The sequence below is a fragment of the Kocuria sp. KH4 genome (assembly GCF_053711175.1).
In genome coordinates this window covers 1-24,319 of sequence record NZ_JBSJYX010000008.1, presented here as the reverse complement: position 1 = coordinate 24,319, position 24,319 = coordinate 1, and the positions used below count along the sequence as shown (strand labels likewise).

Genomic DNA, 24,319 nt, shown 5'->3' with positions numbered 1-24,319 from the left:
GCGTCCCCGTTCAGCTCAGCCGCAGCAGCGGCACCTCCCGCTCGGCCCGGGTGAGCGAGCCGTGCTGGCCCACCATGGAGAGGACGCTGGGACGGCTCCGGCGCAGGTCGAACAGCGCCAGGGGGTCCTTGGCCGCAACCAGGACGTCGCCGATGCGGGCGCGCACGGCATCGCGCACCAGACCGGGGGGCCCGAAGTAGCCGGCCTCGAGGGCCGCCTCGCGGGAGAACAGCCACACCCGGGAGCCGAAGCGCTCCCGCCAGGCCGCCACGAGCGCCCGCACGTCGTCCGCCGTCGCGTCCGGCTCGAGGTGCAGCTGCACCGTCCGCGGCTCCCCGGCCGTGTGCCGGACGCCGTGGAGCAGCCCGGGCACCCCGGAGACGTCGACCCGGGCGTCCGGCGGCACGTCGACCATGCCGTGGTCGCCGGTCACCAGGACGGTGGTCCCGGCCGGCACCCGGGCGACGAACCGGCGCAGGGACGCGTCGAGCTCCTCCAGCTGGGCCGTCCACTCCCAGGACTCCCAGCCCCGGGCGTGCCCGGTCCGGTCGAGGTCGTCCCAGTAGAAGTACATGAGGGCGTCCCGCCCGGCGGCCAGCTGGTCCAGCGCGGCGCTCACGCGCGCCGCGGGACCCTCGGCGGCCACGAACCGGCCCCCGCGCAGCGCGGCGTTGGTGAGCCCCGAGTCGGCGAACTTGTGCCGGCTGACGGTCACCACGTCGACGTGCTCGGCGGCGCGCTCCAGCACCGTGGGCAACGGCTGCCAGGCGCGCGGGTCCACGGCGGCGTCCCAGCCGCCGAGCTGGTTGACGACCGTGTCCCGGTCCGGGTCCAGCACGTCGTAGCCCACGAGCCCGTGCGCCCCCGGTGCGGCGCCGGTGCCCAGGGACGCGAGGGAGGACGCGGTGGTCGTGGGGAACGCGGCGTCCAGGGTGGCCAGGCTCCTGGCCCCGGCGAGCGTGGGGGCGTGCCCCGCACGGGCCCGCAGCTGGGCGCGCCCGAGCCCGTCCGCGAGGACGACGACGACGCGACGGGCGGTGGGCAGCCCCAGCACGTCCTCGAAGCCCGGCACGCCCAGGGACGCGGCGGCCGAGGACATGACCTCCGCGATCGTGCGCCGCCCGTAGCGCGGCGGCTGCGGCAGGTCCCCGGGCAGTCCGGGCAGGATCTCCTCGACCGCCCTCATCGGGCGGGGCCGCCGTCCCGGCCGGTGAACCGGTCGGTGAAGCGCGGGCGCGGGATCGCGGTGGGACCACGCCGCGGGGCGGGCACGCGCCCGTGCGCGGGCTGGGCGATCTGGGCGCCGTCGGTGAGCGGGGAGAGGTTGGCCCGGCGCAGCGTGCGCGCGAACTCCCGGGCCCCCTCGACGGCGGCGGGGCCGTCCGCCTCGGCGCTGATCCGCAGCACGATGTCCTCGCGCGCGGCCGTGCCGGTGTAGCCGTGGTCGGCCTGGCACTGCGGGTCGTCGCACAGGGCCGGGGCCAGGTCCACGTGCAGGGTCCCGGTCCACGCGATCGCGAGGGTCACCTCGGAGATGGGGCTGTCCGGGCGGTAGTTGGCCGGCTGGTAGTACGAATAGCTGAGCGTGACGGAGCGGATCTGGGAGATCCCCACCGTCTCGGTCGAGACCCGGGCCACCACGTCGCGGCCGCCCTCGTCGAACTCCTCGTCGTCCACGTGCGTGACGTGCAGGACGTCCTCGGCCAGGACCAGCACGGTGATGTGCCGGTGCACCTCGGTCCGGTCGATGTGCGTCTCGAGCTGCACGAGGTGGGAGACCGGGGACCGGCCGTCCAGCGAGTCCTGGACCACGTCGATCACCAGCTGCGGGTAGAAGCCGGCCTTGTTGATGTCCTCGACCAGCCGCTGGCCGCGCTCACCTGAATACGTCATGGGGGCCATTTTCCCCCACGCCCGCGCCCGCGCCCAACACGGCCGCTCAGGGCACCCGGAAGTAGCACTCCTGCTGGCCCCCGCCGATGTCCTCGCAGACCTGTTCGAGCTGCACGGGGCCCGACGGCGTCGGCGCCGGGCTCGAGGGCGGCGCCGGGCTGGGAGTCGGCGAGGTGGTGGCCCCGGGCCCGGGTGCCTGCCGGGCGGAGCCCAGGGGGTCCAGCAGCAGGAACCCGACGAGCAGCGCCGTCAGGCCCGCGAGGCCCAGGAGCAGGCCGGCGAGCGCCCCGCCCCGCCGGCGCCTGGGCGGGGCGGGGTCCGGCGGGGCCGGCGGGGCGGCCAGGGTCTCCGTCGTCGGCACGGCGGCACCGGCCGGCCTGGCGGACCGTGCGCCGCCGCCCCGGCCGGTCCCCGCGCCGGAGCCGCCGGGGGTGGGGCCGTCCGGGGTCGCGGCGCCCGAGGCGACGGTGTCGGGCCCCTCGTCCCCGGCCCCGCCCGCGGCACCCCACGCCTCGTCGCCGGTGGCGGGGGCGCCGCCCGACGATCCCTCCGGGCCCGCCCAGCCCTCGCGCACGCGGGTGGCCCAGGGCTCCGGCAGCGGGTCGAGGACGTCGAAGATCTCGAAGGGCTCGCCGTCGCGGGTGAGCGCCGGGTCGAACGTGCGGGTGGCGGCACGCGCGGTGAGGGTGTCCAGCACGGCCACCGCGGCGTCCCGGCGCAGCGCCGGGTCGGGGGTGAGCAGGGCCGCGAGGTGCTCGGCCAGGTCGCCCTGCTCCCCCACGACCGCGCGGGCGTCGGCGGGCCCGAGGCTGCCCTCCGGCTCGAGGGACGGGTCCAGCATCCGCAGCGCGGTGATCCCCGCCGCGTAGAGGTCCTGGGCGGGGGCCGGGTCGGCGAGCCCGTAGGCCTCCGGCGGCAGGTAGCCGGGCGTGCCCACCACGGTGCCCGTCCGGGTGAGGCGGGCGTCCTGCACGCGCACGGCGATGCCGAAGTCGGAGAGGAACACGTGGGGCCGTCCGGTGCCGCTGCTCTCCAGCATGAGGTTGCCCGGCTTCACGTCCCGGTGCACCCAGCCCTGGGCGTGCACGAACTGCAGGGCCCGCAGCAGCTGGGCGAGGACCTCCTCGGTGAGCTCCGCCGAGGCGGCGCCGTTGTCCTGCAGGGCGGACTCCAGGGTCCCGCCGTGGACCAGGGGCATGGCGATGACCACGTGCTCGTCCTCCGCGGCCCAGCCGTACGGGGCGAGCACGTGCGGGTGGTCCAGTTTCACGGACTGCTCCCGGGCGAAGCGCAGCAGGTCCGCGGAGTCCCGCTGGCGCAGCACCTTGGCGGCGCACAGCTGCTGGAGCCGGCCGTCCCACGCCCGCCACACGGAGCCGCTGCCGCCGCGCGCGATGGGGTCGATGAGGGTGTACCGACCGGCTATGGTGTCCGCCACGAGGTCCGGGACCGCCTAGCCGCGCATCGCCCGGCGAGCGCTGTCCGTCCGCTGCCGCGGGTTGCCGATCCCCACCGACGCGCCCAGCACCGTGAGGGAGCCGCTGGAGACCAGCACCGGGTTGAGCTCCACGCGGGCGATCTCCGGGTGCCGGTCCTTGAGCAGCGCGACCCGGGCCACGAGGTCCTCGAGCCGGTCCACGTCGGCGGCCGGGACCCCTTGGTGGCCGAAGAGCTTGCGGGAGGCCTTGGGCTCCCGGACCATCCGCCGCACGTCCATGTCGGTGAGCGGCGGCACCCGGTGGGCCCAGTCCTCCAGGAGGTTCACCGCGTCCCCGGCCATCCCGAAGGAGACCACGGGGCCGATGAGCGGGTCCTCGATGGCGCGCAGCACCACGGCCTGGCCCGTGGGGGCCATGGACTGGACCTCGAGGTCGAAGGACCCGAAGGGGGCCAGGGCCCGGTGCATGGTCGCGATCGCCGCCCGCAGCTGCTCGCCGTCCTGGATGTTGAGCTGCACCCCGCCGAGGTCCAGGCGGTGGCGGAGGTTCGGGTCGGTGGTCTTCAGCGCCACCGGGTAGCCCAGCCGCTCGGCGGCGGCGGGCGCGTCCGCCGGATCGGTGAACCGGGCGCTGGGCAGCAGCCCGATGCCGTAGGTCGCCAGCAGCGTGCGCGCCCGGTCCGCGTCCAGCTCCAGCAGGCCGTCGCCGGGGACGCGGGGCAGCACCGTCTCCACGAACGTCTCGGCGGCCTCGGCGTCGATTCCCTGCGGCTCGGCGAACCGGCCCTGGTCCTGGGCGCGCCACCGGGTGTAGTCCACGACCTTGGCCAGCGCCCGCAGGGCGGCCCCGGGCGAGTCGAAGCACGGCACGTCCAGGCCGTCCTCGGCGTGGTGCAGCACGGACGCGGCGCCGGGCTCGGTGCTGCCGGTGAAGGCGACGACCACCGGCTTGCCGTGCTCCCGGCCGACCCGGCCCACGGTCTCGGCGATCTGCTGCGGCAGGGTGCCGGGGACCGGCATGAGCGTGACCACGGCGGCGTCGACGCCCTCGGCGCCGAGGCTGCGCCCCACGGCGGCCCGCAGCGCCTCCAGCGCCCGGTCCCCGCCCTCGGCGGTGGGCACCGACGCCTGGGTCACGGCGGGCTCCAGGCCCAGCTGGGTGCAGCGGTCCTCCATGAGCTGGCCCAGGGCGAGCGCGTTGGACACCAGCGCCGTGCGGGGTCCCGCGGGCAGCGGCTGGCCGGCCAGGATGCCGGCCACGTCCATGAGGTGCTCGCTGGTGTCGGCGCGGATCACCCCGGCCTGGCGGAACATCGCGTCGAGGGCGCCGGGCGGGGCCTGGGTGGTGCGCCCGGTGTGGCCCGGCGGCAGGCGCAGGCCCGTGACCTCGCTCTTGGCCACGATGACGGGCTTGTTCAGCGACAGCCGGCGGGCGATGCGGGAGAACTTGCGGGGGTTGCCCACGGACTGCAGGTAGAGCCCGCAGGCGCGGGTCGCGGTGTCGTCCTCCCAGTACTGCATCATGTCGTTGCCGGAGACGTCCGCGCGGTTGCCGGCCGAGAGGTAGGTGGACACGCCCACGTTGTGCCGCAGCGCCGCCGCGTTGAGCATCATCCCGATCGCCCCGGACTGGCTGAACAGTCCCAGCGGTCCCTGCCGGGGGGCCGTGGGCAGCACGGAGGCGTTGAAGCGGCACTCCGGGTCCGTGCGGTAGAGCCCCAGGCTCGCCGGCCCGACCAGGCGCATGCCGTAGGAGCGGGCGCGGCGCACGAGCTCGGTCTGCCGGGCCCGGCCCTCCGCCCCCGCCTCGGCGTAGCCCCCGGTGACCACGACCACGGCGCGCACCCCCGCCGCGCCGCACTGGTCCACGACGTCGGCCACCTGGTCCACCGGCACCGCGATCAGGGCCAGGTCCACGCGCTCCGGGACCTCCCCGATCGAGGTCGCGTGGGCCATGCCCTCCCGCTCGAACGGCGTGGGGCCCACCCCGCTCAGCCGGCCCGCGAACCCGGAGGCGAGCAGGTGCTCCACCAGGGCGTGCCCGGCGTGGCCGGGGTCCCGCGACGCGCCGATGACCGCGATCGAGGAGGGGGTGACCAGATCGGCGATCGAGCGGGCCTCCGCCCGGTGCTCGCGGGCGGCCATCACGGCCAGCGACTTCTCCGTGGGGTCGATGTCGAAGCCCACCACGACCACGCCGTCGTCGAAGCGACGGGTCAGCTCGTAGCCGGCCTCCGCGAACACGCGCAGCATCTTCCGGTTCTCGGGCAGCACCTCGGCGGAGAAGTGGTCGATCCCGTTCTCCCGCGCCGCGGCGGCGAGGTGCTCCAGGAGGATCGAGCCGATCCCCCGCCCCTGGTGGGCGTCGGAGATCATGAACGCGACCTCGGCGTCGTGCGGGTCCTCCGTGCGGTCGTAGCGGCCCACCCCGACGATCTGCTCCGCCAGCAGCAGCACGAAGCAGACGCGGTCCGTGTGGTCCACCCGGGTGAACCGGTCCAGCTCGCGGGCCGAGAGGGTGGGCTTGTAGGAGAAGAACCGCAGGTAGATGGTGTCCTCGGACTGCGCCTGGTGGAACGCCAGCAGGGCGTCGCGGTCCTGCGGGGAGATGGGGCGCAGATGCGCCGTCGCGCCGTCGCGCAGCATCACGTCGGCCTCCCAGTACTCGGGGTACCGGGCGGCCTCTTCCGTGTCTGCGGTCTCTGGAACCATAGACTTCAGGCTAGTAGACAAACCCGCACCGTCAACGGTGCGTCCCGGTGCGTCCCCGCACGATCTCGCCCGCCGAGTCGCCGGGACCGCCCGGGCCCGACCCCGACCGAAGGACCCCCGCTTTGATGGCTCGCCGCCGCGCGTCCTCCCGCCCGTCCGCCGAGGACGAGCTGCCCGCCGACTTCCGGGAGAACATCGTCGACATCGACGTGACCTCCGAGATGGAGACGAGCTTCCTCGAGTACTCGTACTCCGTGATCTACTCCCGCGCTCTCCCCGACGCCCGCGACGGGCTCAAGCCCGTCCAGCGCCGGATCCTGTTCATGATGAACCAGATGGGCCTGCGCCCGGACCGCGGCCACGTCAAGAGCGCCCGCGTGGTGGGCGAGGTCATGGGCAAGCTGCACCCGCACGGCGACTCCGCGATCTACGACGCGATGGTGCGCCTCGCCCAGCCCTTCGCGATGCGCCTGCCGCTGGTGGACGGGCACGGCAACTTCGGCTCCCTCGACGACGGCCCGGCCGCCTCCCGCTACACCGAGGCCCGCATGGCCCCCGCGGCGCTGGCCCTGACGGCCGACCTCGACGAGGACGTCGTGGACTTCGTGCCCAACTACGACAACCAGTTCTCCCAGCCCGGCGTGCTGCCCGCCGCGTTCCCCAACCTGCTGGTCAACGGGTCCTCGGGCATCGCGGTGGGCATGGCCACGAACATGGCCCCGCACAACCTGCGCGAGGTCGTGGCCGGGGCCCGGCACCTCGTGGAGCACCCCGAGGCCACCCTCGAGGAGCTGATGCGCTTCGTCCCCGGACCGGACCTGCCCTCCGGTGGGCGGATCGTGGGCCTGGACGGGATCCGGGACGCGTACCGGACCGGGCGGGGGTCCTTCAAGACCCGGGCGAAGGTCTCGATCGAGCAGATCTCCCCGCGCAAGCAGGGCATCGTGGTCACCGAGCTGCCCTACATGGTGGGGCCGGAGAAGGTCACCGAGAAGATCAAGGAGGCCGCGCAGGCGAAGAAGCTGCAGGGCGTCTCCGACGTCGTGGACCTCACCGACCGCAAGAACGGCATGCGCCTGGTGATCGAGGTCAAGAACGGATTCAACCCGCAGGCGGTGCTCCAGCAGCTGTACAAGTACACGCCGATGGAGGACTCCTTCGGGATCAACAACGTGGCCCTGGTGGACGGGCGGCCGCGGACCATGGGCCTGCTCGAGCTGCTGCGGGTCTACGTGGAGCACCGGCTCTCCGTGGTGCGCCGGCGCACGGGCTTCCGCCTGTCCAGGCGGCGCGACCGGCTGCACCTGGTCGAGGGGCTGCTCGTGGCGATCGTCGACATCGACGAGGTCATCCAGATCATCCGGTCCTCCGACGAGACCGCCGCGGCCCGGGAGCGGCTGATGGGCGTCTACGACCTCACCCGCGTCCAGGCCGACCACATCCTCGAGCTGCGCCTGCGCCAGCTCACGAAGTACTCCCGGATCGAGCTGGAGAAGGAGCAGGAGGAGCTGCGCGGGGAGATCGCCGAGCTGGAGGAGATCCTCGCCTCGGACGCCCGCCTGCGAGCCCTGGTCTCCGCCGAGCTCGCCGAGGTCGCCGCCGTGCACGGCGACGACCGGCGCACCGAGCTGCTCGAGTCCGAGGCGCTGCCCGGTCCGGCCGCCGCCGCGGCCGCCCCCGCCCCGGGCCGCGGCGGCGGCGCGGGGCTCGCCCTGGAGATCGCCGACGACCCGTGCTGGGTGTTCCTGTCCACCTCCGGCCAGCTCGCCCGCACCTCCTCCCAGGACCCGCTGGTGGACCCGCCGCGGCGGCTCAAGCACGACGCCCTGGCCTCCGTGGTGCGCGCCACCGCGCGCGCGGAGATCGGGGCCGTCACCTCGGCCGGGCGGATGGTGCGCGTGCAGGTGATGGACGTGCCCGTGCTCACCGCCTTCGAGGGCACCCCCAAGCTGGGCGACGGCGTGCCGGTCAAGGAGTTCCTCACGCTGGGCCGCGGCGAGCGGCTCGTGGGTCTCGCCCCGCTGGGGTCGGTGCTCGCCCTGGGCACCCGCAACGGCGTGGTGAAGCGGGTGAACCCGGAGTACCCGCTCAACCGCGAGGAGTGGGAGGTCGTCACGCTCAAGGACGGCGACGAGGTCGTCGGCCTCGCCGAGTCCGCGGCCGAGGACGACGAGCTGGTGTTCGTGACCCGGGAGGGCAAGCTGCTGCACTTCGAGGCGGGCGCGGTGCGCCCCCAGGGCCGCACCGCCGGCGGCGTGGCGGGGATCAAGCTGACCCCCGGCGACGCCGTGCTGTTCTTCGGGGCGGTGCGCGCCGCCGACGAGACGCCGGTGGTCGTGACGCTGGCCCGGGCGGAGGAGGTGCTGCCGGGGATGTCCCGGTACTCCGTGAAGGTCACGCCCTTCGCGGAGTACCCGCCCAAGGGCCGCGCCACGGGCGGGGTGCGGGCCCACCGGTTCCTCAAGGGCGAGACCGGCCTGCTCCTGGCCTGGGCGGGGCACGGTCCGGCCAAGGCCGTCTCGGCCACGGGCGTGGCCCGGGCCCTGCCCACCGAGCACGGGCGCCGCGACGGCACCGGGGTGCCCACCGACCAGGTGATCGACGCGGTGGGTCCGGCCTACTCCTGAGGCCCGGCGGGGCGGTCAGTGCCGGGGGCCGAGCAGCCCGAGCCGCTGCACGGCCTCCCGCTCCTCCTCAAGCTCCCGCACGGAGCGCTCGAGCCGGGTCCGCGAGAACTCGTCGAGCGCCAGGTCCGGGACGATCCCGGCCAGCCCGTCCCGGCAGACCACGGGGAAGGAGCTCACGAGGCCCTCCGGCACGCCGTAGGAGCCGTCGGAGGGCACCGCCATGGACGTCCAGGTGTCCGCCGGGGTGCCGAGCACCCAGTCGCGCACGTGGCACAGGGCGGCGTGGGCGGCCGAGGCCACGGAGGACCCGCCGCGCACGTCGATGATCTCCGCGCCGCGGCCGGCCACGCGCGGGATGAAGGTGCCGTCCACCCAGTCCAGGCCGTGGCCCCGCTCGGCCAGCACTTCGAGGGCCGGCCGGCCGGCGACCGTGGCGTGCGTCAGGTCCGGGTACTGGCTGGCGGAGTGGTTGCCCCAGATCGCCACGCCCCGGACCTGCGGCACCCGGGCGCCCGTGGCCTCGGCCAGCTGCGCGACCGCCCGGTGGTGGTCCAGGCGGGTGAGGGCGGTGAAGCGCTCCCGGGGCACGTCCGGGGCGTGCGAGGCGGCGATGTAGGCGTTGGTGTTCGCGGGGTTGCCGACCACGACCGCCCGGAAGTCGTCCGCCGCGCCCCGGTTGACGGCCCGGCCCTGCACCGAGAAGATCCCGGCGTTGGCCTCCAGCAGGTCCGCCCGCTCCATGCCCTGGGAGCGGGGACGGGCCCCGATGAGCAGCCCGACCGAGGACCCGTCGAAGGCCGCGTCGGCGTCGTCGAACACCTCCACGCCCTCGAGCAGCGGGAACGCGCCGTCCTGGAGCTCCAGGGCCGTGCCCTCCGCCGCCCGCCGCGCCTGCGGCAGCTCGAGCAGGTGCAGGCGGATCGGCGTGTCGGGACCAAGGAGGTCGCCCGCCGCGGCCCGGAAGACCGTGGCGTAGCCGATCTGCCCGGCGGCCCCGGTGACGGTGACCGTCGCGGGGCGGGAGCGGGGGGCGTCGGGACGGGAGTGCGGGCCGGAGGCGGTCATGCGGGGATCCTTCCTCGGGGACGGTCGGTCGTCCCTGCCCAGCGTAGTGCTCCGGCCCGCGCCGTGCCCGGGAGGCCGCCGGGGGCTCAGGCGTCGATGCGGTCCTGGTCCAGCTGCGTGGCGCCCTCGATGATGAAGTCCTTGCGCGGGGCCACCTCGGAGCCCATGAGCAGCGAGAACGCGTGCTCGGCCGCCTCGGCGTCCTCGACCCGGATCCGGCGCAGCATCCGGTGCCGGACGTCCATGGTGGTCTCCGCGAGCTGGTCGGCGTCCATCTCGCCCAGGCCCTTGTAGCGCTGGATGGGCTCCTTGTACCGGCGGCCCTCCGTCTCGAGCCGCCCGAGCAGGTCCGCGAGCTCCCGCTCGGAGTAGGTGTAGACCATCTCGTTGGGCCTGCCGCCGGCGTTGACCACCTCCACCCGGTGCAGCGGGGGCACGGCCGCGTAGACCCGGCCGGCCTCCACGAGCGGGCGCATGTAGCGGTAGAACAGGGTGAGCAGCAGCGTGCGGATGTGCGCGCCGTCGACGTCGGCGTCCGTCATCATGATGACCTTGCCGTAGCGGGCCGCGGAGAGGTCGAAGGTCCGGCCCGATCCCGCGCCGATCACCTGGATCAGGGCCGCGCATTCCGCGTTGGCCAGCATGTCCGTGATGGACGCCTTCTGCACGTTGAGGATCTTGCCCCGGATCGGCAGCAGGGCCTGGTGGTTCGAGGACCGGGCCAGCCGGGCGGTGCCCAGGGCGGAATCGCCCTCCACGATGAACAGCTCCGAGCGCTCGACGTCGTTGGAGCGGCACTCCACGAGCTTGGCCGGCATGGAGGAGGTCTCCAGGGCGTTCTTGCGCCGCTGCGTCTCCTTGTGCACCCGGGCGGAGATGCGCGACTTCATCTCGGCCACGACCTTCTCCAGCAGCTGCCCGGCCTGCTGCTTGTCGTGGCGGGCGGTCGCGGTCAGTTTCGCCGTGAGCTCCTTCTCCACCACGCGGGTCACGATCTGGCGCACGGCCGGGGTGCCGAGGACCTCCTTGGTCTGGCCCTCGAACTGCGGCTCGGCCAGCCGCACGGTGAGCACCGCGGTGAGCCCGGCCAGGACGTCGTCCTTCTCGACCTTGTCGCTGCCGGCCTTGAGCTTGCGGGCGTTGGCCTCGATCTGCTTGCGGAAGGTCTTGAGCAGGGCGGCCTCGAACCCGGCCTGGTGCGTGCCGCCCTTGGGGGTGGCGATGATGTTGACGAAGGAGCGCAGGGAGGTGTCGTAGCCGATCCCCCAGCGCAGGGCGACGTCGACCTCGCACGTGCGGTCGACCTCGGTGAGCTTGGAGCGGCCGCTCTCGTCCAGGACGGGGACCGTCTCCTTGAATCGGCCCTCGCCGTGGAAGCGCCACACGTCGGTGACGGAGCTGTCGGCGGCCAGGTACTCCACGAACTCGGAGATCCCGCCGTCGTGCTGGAACACCTCCTCGTGGGCGCCGAACTCCCCGGGGGTGCCGGGCAGGCCCCGCTGGTCGCGCACGGTGATGCGCAGGCCCGGGATCAGGAAGGACGTCTGGCGGGCGCGCTTGGCCAGCTCCTCGTAGCTGAACCGGGCGTCGGTGGTGAAGATCTGCTCGTCCGCCCAGTAGCGGATCCGGGTGCCGGTCACCCCGCGCTTGGCCCGGCCCACGACGTCGAGCACCGAGCCCTCCACGAACGGCTCGAAGGGCGCGTGCGGGGAGGGCCTGCCCTTGTCGAGGAAGCGGCCCGGCTCGCCGTGGCGGAAGGACATCTGGTAGGTCTTCCCGCCCCGGTCCACCTGGACGTCCAGGCGCGCGGAGAGGGCGTTGACCACCGAGGCGCCGACGCCGTGCAGGCCGCCGGAGGCGCTGTAGGAGCCGCCGCCGAACTTCCCGCCCGCGTGCAGCTTCGTGAACACGACCTCCACGCCGGTCAGCCCGGTGCGGGGCTCGATGTCGATGGGAATGCCGCGGCCGTCGTCGTGGACCTCCACAGCGCCGTCGGCGTGCAGGATCACCGTGATCCGGTGGCCGAACCCGGCCAGCGCCTCGTCCACGGAGTTGTCGATGATCTCCCACACGCAGTGCATCAGGCCGCGGGAGTCGGTGGAGCCGATGTACATGCCGGGCCGCTTCCGGACGGCTTCGAGGCCCTCGAGGACGGAGAGGTGGCGGGCGTTGTACTCGGAACGGGACGGTGTCACGGGGTTACGGCTCCTGGGGGACGGCGGGATTCCCCACCACTGTAGTCGGGGCGTCGGACACCTCCGGCGTCGCGGGAGGGCCGTCGCGGGAGGGCGGACCTACGCCGGGGGCGAAAAAGCGCCCCGGGCGGGATCCGATGTCCGACCGTCGTGGTTGTATGTACCAGTACCCCTCAGCGTCCACGAGACCTCGGGTATCTGCACCGGCGGGTCTGCGGCCCCCGTGCACCGCGTACGACACAGGAGGAGGATCCCGTGAACGCAACATTGGAAAGCCGAGAACTGAATGCGACCGACCGCTGCGACGCGTGCGGCGCCCAGGCCTACGTCCGAGTGGTCCTCGAGTCGACGGGCGGTGAGCTCCTCTTCTGCGCCCACCACGCGCGCAAGAACGAGCAGAAGCTGCGGCCCCTGGCGGCCACCTGGCAGGACGAGACGGAGCGGATCGGTTCCTGACCCGGGCGCTCCCCGGCGAGCGCCGAACGCGAGGAGGGCCCCGACACCTGGTGTCGGGGCCCTCCTGCACGTCCGGGCCCGGCCCTCACGGGCCGCCCCGTCCCGTCCCCGGACTGCTCCGGGGACGGGGGCGGGCGGTCAGTCGAGGTAGTCGCGCAGCACCTGCGAGCGGGACGGGTGGCGCAGCTTGGACATCGTCTTGGACTCTATCTGCCGGATGCGCTCCCGGGTCACGCCGTAGACCTTGCCGATCTCGTCGAGGGTCTTCGGCTGGCCGTCCGTGAGGCCGAAGCGCATGGCGACGACGCCGGCCTCCCGCTCGGAGAGGGTGTCCAGGACGGAGTGCAGCTGCTCCTGCAGCAGCGTGAAGCTCACCGCGTCGGCCGGGACCACGGCCTCCGAGTCCTCGATCAGGTCGCCGAACTCGGAGTCGCCGTCCTCGCCCAGCGGGGTATGCAGGGAGATCGGCTCCCGGCCGTACTTCTGCACCTCCACGACCTTCTCGGGGGTCATGTCCAGCTCGTTGGCCAGCTCCTCCGGGGTCGGCTCCCGGCCCAGGTCCTGCAGCATCTGCCGCTGCACGCGGGCCAGCTTGTTGATGACCTCCACCATGTGCACCGGGATGCGGATGGTGCGGGCCTGGTCGGCCATGGCGCGGGTGATCGCCTGGCGGATCCACCACGTGGCGTAGGTGGAGAACTTGAAGCCCTTGGTGTAGTCGAACTTCTCCACCGCGCGGATCAGCCCGAGGTTGCCCTCCTGGATGAGGTCCAGGAAGAGCATGCCGCGCCCGGTGTAGCGCTTGGCCAGTGACACGACCAGGCGCAGGTTGGCCTCGAGCAGGTGGTTCTTGGCGCGCTTGCCGTCGTGGATCACCCAGCGCAGCTCCTTGCGCGTCTGGGGGTCCAGGCTCTCCTTCTCGTCGGCGAGCTTGTGCTCGGCGTACAGGCCCGCCTCGATCCGCAGGGCCAGGTCGACCTCCTGCTCGGCGTTCAGCAGGGCGACCTTGCCGATCTGCTTCAGGTAGTCCTTGACGGGGTCGGCGGTCGCCCCGGCGGAGACGACCTGCTGGGCCGGGGCGTCGTCGTCGTCGTTGGCGGTGATGACGAAGCCGGAGGTCTTTTCGTCCTTGCGCACGGGCGCCGCGGCCTCCTCCTCCGCCGGCGCCTCCTCCGCGACGTCCTCGTCCTCGTCCACGTCGGGGTCGACGACGCCGGCCTCGTCGGTCAGGTCCGGCTCCAGGTCCGCGTCGTCGGCGACCTCGACGTCCGTGTCCAGCTCCCCGGCGAGCTCCGGCTCCGCCTTCTTCGGGGCGGCCTTCTTGCGGGTCGCGGGCTTCGGGGCGGGGGCGGCGGTGGGCGCCGCCGCGGTCGGCCGGGCCGCCGTGGACTTCGCGGCCGTGCTCTTGGCGGCCGTGGACTTGGTGGCCGTGCTCTTGGCGGCCGTGGACTTCGCGGCCGTGGTCTTGGTGGCCGTGGTCTTCTTCGCGGCCACGGTCTTCTTGGCCGCGGTGGACTTCGCGGCGGCGGTCTTCGCCCGCGGCGACGTGCCCGCGGACCCGGACGGCGACCGAACGTCCCCGGCGACCGGAGCCTCGGCGGCGGTGTCCGTCGTCTTCTTGCTGGCGGAAGGTGACACTGAGAGCCTTTCGTTGAACGGTCACGGCGCCCGCACTGCGGGCAACACGCCTATGACCCTGTCAAGTCCTCGCTCCGGGCGTCGTCCGGTGCTGCAGGCTTGAAGGGTCCTGACAGCCGGAACCACCGCCGGCCGGAATTTGTTCCCACCCGGCCGGCGGATCCGGAAAAAGCTCGCGGAGCCCGCCTCAGGAGTGCCAGGCGGTGGCCCGGTCCCGGGCCCACAGCGGCACCGGACGGGCGTCCGCGAGGCGCAGCACGCGCAGCGCTGCCGGGTGGTGCGGCACCAGCGCCGTGGCGCGGCGCACGAAGTGCGCGGTGTGCGAACCCCGGGCGCGGAAGCGGTTGAGCTGCGCCAGCTCCACGAGCACCCCCGCGAGCACGGTCCGCACCGCCGCGGGGTCGACCCCGGCAGCCTCCTCCGCTGTCGTCTCCTCCGCTGCCGTCTCCGCTGCTCGCTCCGCTCCTCGTTCCGCCGTCTCCGGCGCCGGGGCCGCGCCGGGCTCCAGCAGCCAGAGCAGAGCCTGGAGCACCCGGTACAGGGCGTCCAGCCGCGGCCAGGCCGGCGTTCCTCCCCACTCCCCGGACAGCACCCGCGAGAGCCGGATGAGCTCCCCGGCGTCGGGGGCCGGCAGCCGCGCGGCGCCGGGGGGCGCCGCGGGACGGTCACCGCCCGGGCCTGCCCCACCGGGCCGCCGGGGAACGGCCGCGACCCCGGCCGGTGCCGCGTCGCGGGTCGGTCCGGTCGGCTCGTCCCCGGCGCTCACGGCGCCGGGCTCGCCGTCGCACAGCTCGGCCCACATGGCGGCCGCGGCGAGCACACCGGTGGGGTCGTCCGTGGCGCAGAGGGCCAGGAGGAGGTCGGCGAGCACCGGATCGGACAGACCCGCGGCCAGGAACCCCAGGAGGTCGTCGTCGTGGGCCAGGACCGCGGGCAGCCAGTCGCCGTCGGCGTCCCGGACCCCCGTCAGGACGTCCTCCCACACGGCCAGCGCGCCCGCCAGGCGGTCCAGGCGGTGCCAGCCGTCCCGGCCCGCCCGGGCCCAGCGCCCTGCCTCCCTCACCACCCCGCGGCGGGTGCCCGCCGGCAGCGCACCGTACTCGTGGTCCATGGCCTGCCGCGGTGCCGTCGCGTAGGAGCTGCCGGCGGCCACCAGGGCGGCGTTGACGGCGCTGTCCTGGATGCGGGCCACGTCCCGGACGTCCCCGGGGTCCTCCACGGGCCACCAGCGCTCCCCGGCCACGACCCACCGCGCCGCCACGGCCCGGTCCGCCCGGCGCGCGGCCTCGTCCACGAGGGCCAGCACGGCGGGCACCGCTCCGGGCCCGTGCACCGGCGGGGGCGTGCCCGGTGGCGTGCAGCGGGACGTGTAGACGATGACGAAGACCCGGTCGCTGAGGGCGTCGTGGCCCACGAGCTCGGCGAGCTCCGCGACGAAGCCCTCGGCGAAGCGCTCGTCGCCGGGATCGGCCGGCAGGTCCACCCGCACGCAGGCCCCGGCCGTCCCGCCGCCGGCGGCGAACAGGACGAGCGAGTCGGCGGGCCAGTAGCCGAGGGTGTGCGGGACCACGGCGAGCAGGTCGGCGGCGCAGCGCACGACGGGGACGAAGGGGTCGCGGCTGGGGTGCTGTCTCATGGGCCCAGGGTGGGCGGTGGCGGACCGGCGGCGGCGGGCCCGGTGACGTCCTGTGGAGCGCGGCGGACGGGATCCTGCCCGGCGCGCCCGGTGCAGTGCGGGTGCCCACGGACGCCCGGGGAGTCCCCTCAGACGGCGTCGGGCCCGTGCCGGCGCCGCACCCGCGCGGCGGTGGCCAGCACCCCGACGGCCCCGGCCCCGGCGATGAGGAACTGGGCCGCGACGGCGATCCGGAACGCGTCGGGCGCGTAGAGCTCGTCCCGGAAGCCGCCCGTGTGCAGGAGGTCCAGGACGAACCCGGTGACGAAGATGGCGAGGACCGAGGCGGTGAACCCGCCCACGTTGGCGATGCTCAGGGCCGTGCCCGCGCGGCGGGGCGGGTTGAAGCTACGGGTGACGTCGAAGGCGATCATCGACGCGGGCATGCTGACGGCGATGACGCACACGGCCGCCAGCACCACCGCCGGCGGGGCCGTGCCCGGCCACACCAGCAGCAGGGCCCAGGCCGCGAAGATGCCGGCGGTGACCGTCAGGGACAGCCGCACGCGGCGCTCGGGGCGGCGCGCGGTCAGTCCGCCGAGCGCGAGGCCGACGGCCAGGTTGGAGAGCACGAAGGAGGTCATCACCACGGAGATCGTGGTGTCGGGCAGCCCCTGGGCGTACTCGAGGTAGGGGTAGCCCCACATGAGGACGAAGGTGTTGCCGGCGAACTGGGTGGTGAAGTGCACCCAGAAGCCCAGCCGTGTGCCCGGCTCGGCCAGGCACTCGCGGAGCACCTGCCCGATGCGCCGCAGCCCCAGCTGCCGGTGGAGCACCTCCGCCCCGGGCGGCGCGTTGCGCAGCAGCGCCGCGGCGAGCGCCCCGGCGAGCAGCGCGAGGGCGGCCAGGCCGAGGAAGGACGGGAACCACCCCGTGCGCTCGAGCACCCAGGCGAAGGGGATCACGGAGACGAGCTGGCCGAGGTTGCCGACGACCCCGACCACCTGGGTGAGCAGGGGGACCCGCAGGGCGGAGAACCATGCGGGGATCAGCCGCATCACGCAGACGAAGGTGGCCGCGTCCCCGGCCCCCACGAGCACGCGGGCCGCCACGCCCTCGCCGACCGTGTCCGCCAGGGCCAGCTGCACCTGGCCCGCGGTCATGAGCAGCGCCCCGGCGGAGACCATGGCCCGGGCGCCGAAGCGGTCCAGGAGCAGGCCCACGGGGATCTGCAGGGCGGCGTAGACCAGGACCTGCATGAGGGAGAACAGGGAGAGCGCGGAGGCCGCCGTGCCGAACCGGTCGGCCGCGTCGACCGTGGCGACCCCGAAGCTCGTGCGCTGGGCCACGGCGCTGAAGTAGGCCAGGACGCCGATCCCGAACACCAGGTACGCACGGCGGGAGTCCCTGCCGGGCTGCGGGGGACGGGACCGGTCGGACGTCATGCACTTCGCTCTCGCAGGGCCGGGGCCGCGGACGGCGGCGCCGTCCCGGGTCGGCCCCGTCCTCCCGGGCGGGCTCAGTCCTGCTCGTCCTCCCGGGCGGCCAGGAAGGCCTCGGCCGCCGCGCCGATCTCGTCGGCGTCGGGGAGCTCGGACTCGTCCCCCACGAGCAGGGAGCGGGGGGCCGAGGCGTCGACGACGTCATCGTAGCGCTGTTCCAGGCCCGCCACGACCGCCTGCACCTCCGGCGAGGCGCCCACCTGCTGGTCGATCTGCCGCTCGATCTCGCGGGCCGCCTCGCGCAGCTCGTCCGAGGGCAGGGTGAGCGAGGTCACGGCGTTGATGTGCTCCAGGGCGGCCACCGCGGCGTGCGGCAGGTGCGCCTCCGCCAGGTACTGCGGGACGTGGACCGTGAAGCCGATGTTGTCGATCCCCGCCTCCGTCAGCCGGATCTCGAGCAGCTGCGCGGCCGAGGAGCTCATCTCCACCACCGGACGCCAGGCGTGCTTGACGGGCAGCAGGTCCGTCCGGCTGCCGTGCACGGACACGATGAACGGGCGGGTGTGCGGGACGGGCATGGGGATGCCCGAGACGATCGCGACCAGCGAGACGTCCATCCGCCGGGCCAGGCCCACGACGGCCTCCGTGAACCGGTTCCACTGCAGGTCCGGCTCCGGGCCGGTGAGCAGCGCGAAGCTGCGCCCCAGTGGGTCCGTCACCAGCCGCAGGGACAGCTCGGGGTCCTGGAAGTCCTCGAAGTGGTCCTCCGCGAAGCGCACGTGCGGGCGGCGGGCCCGGTAGTCGTAGAGCTGGTCCAGGTCGAACCGGGCCACGACCTCGTGCGGCAGGGCGTCGGTGATGGCGTGCTCGATCTGCACGGCCACGTGCCCGGCCTCCGCGTAGCCGGACAGGGCGACGATCAGCGGCAGGCCACGGACCCGGGCGTCCTCGAGCAGCGCGGGGTTGCTCAGGTACAGCGAGGTGGGATCCAGCACGGCAACTTCCTCCTGGGGGTGGGTCGGGGCTCCGGGTGTGCTTCACGGGACCGGCGGGAACGCCTCCGGCGGGGTTCCCTGGATCATGTCAACCGCCCGCGGGGCCGCCCTTATTCCCCGCCCGGTCCCGGCGGCCCCGGCCGTCGCCAGGGCCGGGGATAGGATCGACAGCACGCCTGCCCGGCGGGCCGGGAACGCCACGAGCGCCCCGCCCGGCCCGGCCGGTCCGGACCTCAGCGAAAGGACGACACATGCCCGACGTACAGGAACTGCTCGAGCCCCGGGGGATCGAGCTCACCGCCACGCAGAAGCCCCTGGGCCGGACCCCGGCGCACGCCCTCGTGCTCGCCGTGCAGAAGGGGGCCGACGGCGCCGGCCGCGTCGTGCTGCCCGCCGGCGAGCAGCGCAGGCTCTCCCCCGTGCTGGAGGCCGCCGCGGCCCTGCGCGTGGGCGGCGGCGCCGACGAGGTCACCCTCGTGCCCGCGCCGTCCGGGCTGCCCTTCACCGTGGTCGCGCTCACGGGCGTCGGCGACCTGCCCGACAGCGGGCCGGAGCGGGCCGAGGCCCTGCGCCGCGCCGCCGGCGCCGCGGTGCGCCGCCTCGCCGGCACGGACTCCGCGGTCCTGGCCCTGCCCGCGGCCTCGGCGGAGGACGCCGCTGCGGTCGCGGAGGGCGCGGCCCTCGGCGCGTTCGCCTTCTCCCACCAGCGCTCCGTGACGGCCGGCTCGGTGAAGGCCCCGCTGGCCTCCGCCGTCGTGCACGCGCCCGACGTCGCGCGCGCCGCGCTGAGCCGCGCCCTGGACCGCGCCACCGTCCTCGGCCGCGGCGTGCGGGCCGCCCGCACCCTCGTGGACCTCTCCCCCAACGTCGTCTACCCGGAGGTCGTCGCGGACTACGCCCGGCAGGCCGCCAAGGGCACCAAGGTCTCCGTGACCGTGCTGGCCGAGAAGGACCTCGCCAAGGGCGGTTACGGCGGCCTGCTGGGCGTGGGACAGGGCTCGGTGCACGGTCCCCGCCTGGTCAAGCTCGAGTACTCCCCGGCGCGCGCCTCCCGCCACTACGCCCTCGTGGGCAAGGGCATCACCTTCGACTCGGGCGGGCTCTCCCTGAAGCCCCCGGCCTCGATGATGACCATGAAGTCGGACATGGCCGGGGCCGCCGCCGTCCTGGCCACCGTCCTGACCGCCGCCGAGCTCGGCCTGCCGGTCCGGGTCACCGGCTGGCTGTGCCTGGCCGAGAACCTGCCCTCCTCCACGGCCACCCGCCCCGGCGACGTCATCAGCATCCGCGGCGGACGCACCGTGGAGGTGCTCAACACCGACGCCGAGGGGCGCCTGGTGCTCGCCGACGGCCTGGTGGCCGCCTGCGAGGAGGCCCCCGACGCCGTCGTCGACATCGCCACCCTCACGGGCGCCCAGATGGTGGCCCTGGGATCGCGGACCTTCGGGATCATGGGCGACGACGCCCTGCGCGCGGCCGTGGCCGACGCCGCCCGCGCCGCCGGCGAGGACGGCTGGCCGATGCCCCTGCCGGAGCACCTGCGACCGTCCCTGGACTCCAAGGTCGCCGACCTCAAGAACATCGGCGACAAGAACGGCGGGATGCTCGTGGCCGGGCTCTTCCTGCGCGAGTTCGTCGGCGGCCCGGACGGCTCCCGGGTCCCGTGGGCGCACGTCGACATCGCCGGGCCCTCCTTCAACGAGGGCTCCCCCTACGGCTACACCCCCGCGGAGGGCACCGGGGCGGGCGTGCGCACGCTCGTCCGGCTGCTCGAGGACTCCGCCGCCGCCCGCGGCTGAGCACCCGCGACACCCCCTCCGGGGGAGGGAGCGCCCGCCTGGGTGCTCCCTCCGCCGGGGGGCTAAGGTATGTACGAAACGAACCCGTCGCCGTACGGGTGCGCCCCACTCGGAACGACGTCAACGCGCAAGGGAGCCAAACACGTGGCCGACAACGAATTCGACATCCTCGTCCTCGGCGGAGGCAGCGCCGGCTACGCCGCCGCGCTGCGGGCCGTCCAGCTCGGCTTCACGGTGGGCCTGGTCGAGAAGAACAAGCTCGGGGGCACCTGCCTCCACTGGGGCTGCATCCCGACGAAGGCCTACCTGCACTCCGCCGAACTGGCCGAGGACGCCCGGGAGAGCTCCAAGTACGGGGTGCACACCACGCTGGAGTCCATCGACATGGCGGCCGTGAGGGACTACAAGGACAAGATCGTGGCCGGGAAGTTCAAGGGCCTCAGCGGGCTGATGAAGATGCGCAAGGTCACGGTCATCGAGGGCGTGGGCCGGCTCACCGGGCAGAACACCGTCGACGTCGACGGCACCAGCTACACCGGCAAGCACATCGTGCTCGCCTCCGGCTCCGTCTCCAAGACCCTCGGCGTCGAGATCGGCGGCCGGATCATGACCTCCACGGAGGCGCTGGAGATCGACTTCGTGCCCCGGAGCGCGATCGTGCTGGGCGGCGGCGTGATCGGCTGCGAGTTCGCCTCCATGTGGAAGTCCTTCGGCGTGGACGTCACCGTGATCGAGGGCCTCCCCCACCTGGTCGCCAACGAGGACCCCGCGCTGATCAAGATCCTCGAGCGCGAGTTCAAGAAGCGCGGCATCAAGTCCAACCTCGGGACCTTCTTCGAGAAGGTCGAGCAGGACGACAACGGCGCGAAGGTCACCCTGGCCGACGGCAAGGTCTTCGAGGCGGACATCGTGCTCGTCGCCGTGGGCCGCGGGCCGAACACCGCCGACATGGGCTACGAGGAGCAGGGCATCCCCATGGACCGCGGCTTCGTCACCCCGAACGAGCGCCTGCACACCGGGGTGGGCAACATCTACGCGATCGGCGACATCGTCCCCGGCGTCCAGCTCGCCCACCGCGGCTACCAGCAGGGCCGCTTCGTGGCCGAGGAGATCGCCGGCCTCAACCCGGCCGTGGTCGACGACGTGAACATCCCCAAGGTCACGTTCACGGAGCCCGAGATCGCCTCCGTCGGCTACACCGAGCCCAAGGCCAAGGAGAAGTTCGGCGCGGACAACGTCGAGGTCGCCGAGTACAACCTCGCCGGCAACGGCAAGAGCTCCATCCTGGGCACCGGTGGGATCATCAAGCTGGTGCGCGAGAAGGACGGGCCCATCATCGGCTTCCACGCCATCGGCAAGCGCATCAGCGAGCAGATCGGCGAGGGCCAGCTCATCGTCAACTGGGAGGCCTACCCCGAGGACGTCGCCGCGTTCGTGCACGCGCACCCGACCCAGAACGAGGCCATCGGCGAGGCCGCCATGGCGCTCGCGGGCGCGCCGCTGCACGGCTGACCGCACCGAGGCCCCGCCCCTCCCGGGCGGGGCCTCCCCCACCACCCCGGCACCGGGCCCGGCGCCCGGACCGCACCATCGAAGGCACCGAAAGAGAGACGGTCGGACCATGTCAGAAACCGTAAACCTGCCCGCACTGGGCGAATCCGTGACCGAGGGCACCGTGACCCGGTGGCTCAAGCAGGTCGGTGACGAGGTCGCCGTCGACGAGCCCCTGGTCGAGGTGTCCACCGACAAGGTCGACACCGAGATCCCCTCCCCCGTGGCGGGCGTCATCGAGGAGATCCTCGTCGAGGAGGACGAGGACGTCGAGGTCGGCGCCCCCCTGGTCGTCATCGGCTCCGGCTCCGGCGGCTCCGCCCCGGCCCAGGAGCAGCCCTCCGCCGAGCAGGCCGAGGACGCCGCGACCCAGGCCGAGACCCCCGAGGCCACCGACGAGGCCGCCGAGCAGCAGGCCCCGAAGCAGCAGGACTCCGCCCCGCAGGCGGACTCCCAGCAGGGCGGCGAGGGCACCGAGATCACCCTGCCCGCCCTGGGCGAGTCCGTGACCGAGGGCACCGTGACCCGGTGGCTCAAGCAGGTCGGTGACGAGGTCGCCCTCGACGAGCCGCTGCTGGAGGTCTCCACCGACAAGGTCGACACCGAGGTGCCCTCCCCGGTGGCCGGCACCCTGCTGGAGATCCGCGTGCAGGAGGACGAGGACGCCGAGGTCGGCCAGGTCCTGGCGGTCATCGGCTCCGGCTCCGCCCCCTCCGCCCCGGCCCAGGAGCAGCCCTCCGCCGAGCAGAAGCCCGCCGAGCAGAAGGCCGCCGCCCCGGCGTCCGACGCCTCCGGTGAGGGCTACGAGGGCTCGACGACCGGCGCCCGGGAGAAGGCGCCGTCCCGCGACGAGGCCCTCGTGAAGACCGAGGACCCCGTCATGGCGGACACCTCCGGGGGGACGCAGCAGGACGCCGCCGAGCGTGACGGTGCCCGCACCGCGAACGCCGGCGCGGCGCCCGAGTCCCCGGCCGGGGACAACGCCGCCTACGTCACCCCGCTCGTGCGCAAGCTCGCCAAGAAGGAGGGCGTGGACCTGTCCACCCTCACCGGCACCGGCGTGGGCGGACGCATCCGCAAGCAGGACGTGCTGGCCGCCGCGGAGCAGCAGAAGAGCGCCGCGGCCCCGGCCGCCCCGGCCCCGGCCGAGCAGCCCGCCGCCGCGGAGCCGCGGAAGGCCCCCGAGGCCGTGCCGGCCCCGGACGCCAAGCGCGGCACCACGGAGAAGGCCCCGCGCATCCGGATGACGATCGCCCAGCGCATGCGGGAGTCGCTCCAGGAGTCGGCGCAGCTGACCCAGGTGACCGAGGTCGACATGACCCGTGTGGCCGTGCTGCGCAACAAGGCCAAGACGAAGTTCCAGGAGCGGGAGGGCGCCAAGCTCACCTTCCTGCCCTTCTTCGCCAAGGCCGTGGCCGAGGCGCTCCAGGCGCACCCGAAGCTCAACGCCACGTTCCGGGAGGCCGAGAAGGAGATCGTCTACAACGGCTCCGAGAACATCGCCATCGCGGTGGACACCCCCCGGGGTCTGCTGGTCCCGGTCATCAAGGACGCCGGCGACCTCAACCTGGGCGGGCTGGCCAAGCAGATCGCCGACCTCGGCTCCCGGGCCAAGGACGGCCGGATCGCGCCGGACGACCTCACCGGCGGTACGTTCACGATCACGAACATCGGCTCCTTCGGGGCGCTGTTCGACACCCCGATCATCAACCAGCCGCAGGTGGCCATCCTCGGCACGGGGTCGATCGTCAAGCGCCCGATGGTCGTCGCCGACGCCGACGGCAACGACACCATCGCGATCCGGCAGATGTGCTACCTGTCGCTGACCTACGACCACCGTCTGGTCGACGGCGCGGACGCCGGCCGGTTCCTGCAGGCGCTGAAGGCGCGCCTGCAGGAGGGCCGCTTCGAGTCCGAGGTCGGTCTCTGACCGGCCCCACGGGCCGTCCCGGCGCGGTCTGAGCACCCGCCGGGGACGTCCCGGCACCGAGGGGGCGTGTTCCCGAGCACAGGGGGCACGCCCCTTCGGCGTGCCCCGGCCCACGCGGCGGGGCGGTCCGGCCCCGGTCGGCACGGCGGTCGCGCCCCTCCCGTGGGAGCCGCCCCGCACGACCCCGCCCCGGTGCCGCCGGTCAGCGCCGATGGTCGGGCGTGGCCGGCCCCGTCTCCGTGGGGCGCTCCCGGCGCGGCTCCACGGCGGCCAGCCGCCATCCCTCCTCGCCGCGGACCAGGACCACGACGACGGTCTGCACCCACCCCTCGCCCGCCGGCAGCACCGACAGGTCCGGGCCGGGCTCGCCCCGGTAGCCCTCGACCCGCACCTCGGCCTCGAGCGTGACGCCGCCCGCCACCGTGGGTCCCGGCCGCGGCGCGGCGCCCCGGATCCGCCCGGTCTCCAGGGCGAGATCGGCGAACACCCGGTCCCTGCCGGCGGCGGCCCGCGCGATGGTGGCCCGGTCCTCCGCCGCGGCGGCCGCCCCGGGGACGTAGACCCGGTCGAGCAGCCGGGCGTCCCCCGTCCGCAGGGCCTCGCCGCGCCGGGCGACGAGCCGGCGCAGCGCCTCCTGCGGCTCCCCCTGCTCCATCCGGTCCCCGGCGGCGGGGTCGGCCGCGCCCGGGACGTGCGCGGCCGAGGCCGCCGGGTCCGGGAGCTCCGGACCCGGGAGGGTGGTCCCGGACGCCCCGGCCGACCCGGTCGAGGCGGCGGGCGGGTGCGGTGCCGCCGCGTCCGGCGCCCGCGACTCCGGGCGGGGCCACAGCAGCGCCGTCCCGGTGGCCCGGACCAGCGCGGCGGCCGTGGCGGAGATCGCCGTGCGCCGGGACGGCGGGGCACCCGCGGGACCGCGGGCCGTCCGACGCGACGACCGGGCCGCCGCGGGGCCGGGCCCCGCCC

Annotated in this window: 15 protein-coding genes and 1 pseudogene; 5 read left to right on the top strand and 11 right to left on the bottom strand. The window is 74.4% G+C overall.

Annotated elements, in window-relative coordinates:
- Nucleotides 1-10: 10 nt before the first annotated feature.
- The 4 genes from ACWCOM_RS07930 to ACWCOM_RS07915 are packed head-to-tail and all read right to left on the bottom strand — an operon-like array spanning nt 11 to nt 6,043.
- Entirely contained in the window at nt 11-1,186 is a 1,176-nt protein-coding gene (locus tag ACWCOM_RS07930; RefSeq protein ID WP_454548202.1) for an alkaline phosphatase family protein, read from the bottom strand.
- Complete coding sequence (locus tag ACWCOM_RS07925) at nt 1,183-1,893, bottom strand: DUF5998 family protein (RefSeq protein WP_454548201.1); 711 nt, start codon at nt 1,891-1,893, stop codon at nt 1,183-1,185. Before ACWCOM_RS07925 ends, ACWCOM_RS07930 begins: the two co-directional genes overlap by 4 nt.
- A 46-nt stretch (nt 1,894-1,939) precedes the next feature.
- Nucleotides 1,940-3,331: a serine/threonine-protein kinase gene (locus ACWCOM_RS07920; protein ID WP_454548200.1), complete on the bottom strand. Its 1,392-nt coding sequence runs from the start codon at nt 3,329-3,331 to the stop codon at nt 1,940-1,942.
- 15 nt (nt 3,332-3,346) lie between these two features.
- A complete protein-coding gene (locus ACWCOM_RS07915; protein ID WP_454548199.1) occupies nt 3,347-6,043 on the bottom strand; it encodes a bifunctional acetate--CoA ligase family protein/GNAT family N-acetyltransferase in 2,697 nt (898 codons plus the stop codon).
- A gap of 125 nt (nt 6,044-6,168) precedes the next feature.
- Between ACWCOM_RS07915 and ACWCOM_RS07910 the strand changes: the two genes are divergently transcribed.
- The gene (locus tag ACWCOM_RS07910) at nt 6,169-8,670 is read left to right on the top strand and encodes a DNA gyrase/topoisomerase IV subunit A (protein WP_454548198.1); all 2,502 of its coding nucleotides are present in this window, start codon (nt 6,169-6,171) and stop codon (nt 8,668-8,670) included.
- A 15-nt stretch (nt 8,671-8,685) separates the two neighbouring features.
- Here ACWCOM_RS07910 and ACWCOM_RS07905 read toward each other — a convergent pair whose 3' ends face one another.
- Complete coding sequence (locus ACWCOM_RS07905; RefSeq protein WP_454548197.1) at nt 8,686-9,735, bottom strand: malate dehydrogenase; 1,050 nt, start codon at nt 9,733-9,735, stop codon at nt 8,686-8,688.
- An 86-nt stretch (nt 9,736-9,821) separates the two neighbouring features.
- A complete protein-coding gene (locus ACWCOM_RS07900) occupies nt 9,822-11,930 on the bottom strand; it encodes a DNA gyrase/topoisomerase IV subunit B (protein WP_454548196.1) in 2,109 nt (702 codons plus the stop codon).
- A gap of 255 nt (nt 11,931-12,185) precedes the next feature.
- Here ACWCOM_RS07900 and ACWCOM_RS07895 point away from each other — a divergent pair, with 255 nt between their 5' ends.
- Nucleotides 12,186-12,386 (top strand): DUF7455 domain-containing protein, encoded by a 201-nt coding sequence (locus ACWCOM_RS07895; protein WP_344120181.1) that lies wholly within the window; start codon nt 12,186-12,188, stop codon nt 12,384-12,386.
- 138 nt (nt 12,387-12,524) lie between these two features.
- Here the strand turns inward: ACWCOM_RS07895 and ACWCOM_RS07890 are convergent, their stop codons facing one another.
- From ACWCOM_RS07890 to ACWCOM_RS07875, 4 genes are all read right to left on the bottom strand, one after another.
- A complete protein-coding gene (locus tag ACWCOM_RS07890) occupies nt 12,525-14,024 on the bottom strand; it encodes an RNA polymerase sigma factor (protein ID WP_454548195.1) in 1,500 nt (499 codons plus the stop codon).
- A gap of 187 nt (nt 14,025-14,211) precedes the next feature.
- Nucleotides 14,212-15,660, bottom strand: coding sequence for a DUF4192 family protein (locus ACWCOM_RS07885; protein ID WP_454548194.1), 1,449 nt, complete (start codon nt 15,658-15,660; stop codon nt 14,212-14,214).
- A gap of 128 nt (nt 15,661-15,788) precedes the next feature.
- Nucleotides 15,789-17,084, bottom strand: coding sequence for an MFS transporter (locus tag ACWCOM_RS07880; protein WP_454548193.1), 1,296 nt, complete (start codon nt 17,082-17,084; stop codon nt 15,789-15,791).
- A 74-nt stretch (nt 17,085-17,158) separates the two neighbouring features.
- Nucleotides 17,159-18,076 (bottom strand): PAC2 family protein, encoded by a 918-nt coding sequence (locus ACWCOM_RS07875; RefSeq protein ID WP_162459855.1) that lies wholly within the window; start codon nt 18,074-18,076, stop codon nt 17,159-17,161.
- Between the two features lie 251 nt (nt 18,077-18,327).
- Here ACWCOM_RS07875 and ACWCOM_RS07870 point away from each other — a divergent pair, with 251 nt between their 5' ends.
- From ACWCOM_RS07870 to sucB, 3 genes are all read left to right on the top strand, one after another.
- Nucleotides 18,328-19,875, top strand: coding sequence for a leucyl aminopeptidase (locus ACWCOM_RS07870; protein WP_454548192.1), 1,548 nt, complete (start codon nt 18,328-18,330; stop codon nt 19,873-19,875).
- 144 nt (nt 19,876-20,019) lie between these two features.
- Complete coding sequence (lpdA, locus tag ACWCOM_RS07865; RefSeq protein WP_454548191.1) at nt 20,020-21,387, top strand: dihydrolipoyl dehydrogenase; 1,368 nt, start codon at nt 20,020-20,022, stop codon at nt 21,385-21,387.
- 109 nt (nt 21,388-21,496) lie between these two features.
- On the top strand, nt 21,497-23,356 hold the full coding sequence (gene sucB / locus ACWCOM_RS07860) for a 2-oxoglutarate dehydrogenase, E2 component, dihydrolipoamide succinyltransferase (RefSeq protein ID WP_454548190.1): 1,860 nt from the start codon (nt 21,497-21,499) through the stop codon (nt 23,354-23,356).
- Nucleotides 23,357-23,558: 202 nt separating this feature from the next.
- On the opposite strand, the pseudogene ACWCOM_RS07855 reads toward sucB, so the two are convergent.
- Nucleotides 23,559-24,319 (bottom strand): annotated as a pseudogene (locus ACWCOM_RS07855) (hypothetical protein); the annotation flags it as partial.

Excerpts from the sequence above, each read along its gene's own strand:
- ACWCOM_RS07930 (WP_454548202.1), bottom strand. The coding sequence starts at position 1,186 with ATGAGGGCGGTCGAGGAGATCCTGCCCGGACTGCCCGGGGACCTGCCG.
- ACWCOM_RS07925 (WP_454548201.1), bottom strand. The coding sequence starts at position 1,893 with ATGACGTATTCAGGTGAGCGCGGCCAGCGGCTGGTCGAGGACATCAAC.
- ACWCOM_RS07915 (WP_454548199.1), bottom strand. The coding sequence starts at position 6,043 with ATGGTTCCAGAGACCGCAGACACGGAAGAGGCCGCCCGGTACCCCGAG.
- ACWCOM_RS07910 (WP_454548198.1), top strand. The coding sequence starts at position 6,169 with ATGGCTCGCCGCCGCGCGTCCTCCCGCCCGTCCGCCGAGGACGAGCTG.
- ACWCOM_RS07905 (WP_454548197.1), bottom strand. The coding sequence starts at position 9,735 with ATGACCGCCTCCGGCCCGCACTCCCGTCCCGACGCCCCCCGCTCCCGC.
- ACWCOM_RS07885 (WP_454548194.1), bottom strand. The coding sequence starts at position 15,660 with ATGAGACAGCACCCCAGCCGCGACCCCTTCGTCCCCGTCGTGCGCTGC.
- ACWCOM_RS07880 (WP_454548193.1), bottom strand. The coding sequence starts at position 17,084 with ATGACGTCCGACCGGTCCCGTCCCCCGCAGCCCGGCAGGGACTCCCGC.
- ACWCOM_RS07870 (WP_454548192.1), top strand. The coding sequence starts at position 18,328 with ATGCCCGACGTACAGGAACTGCTCGAGCCCCGGGGGATCGAGCTCACC.
- sucB (WP_454548190.1), top strand. The coding sequence starts at position 21,497 with ATGTCAGAAACCGTAAACCTGCCCGCACTGGGCGAATCCGTGACCGAG.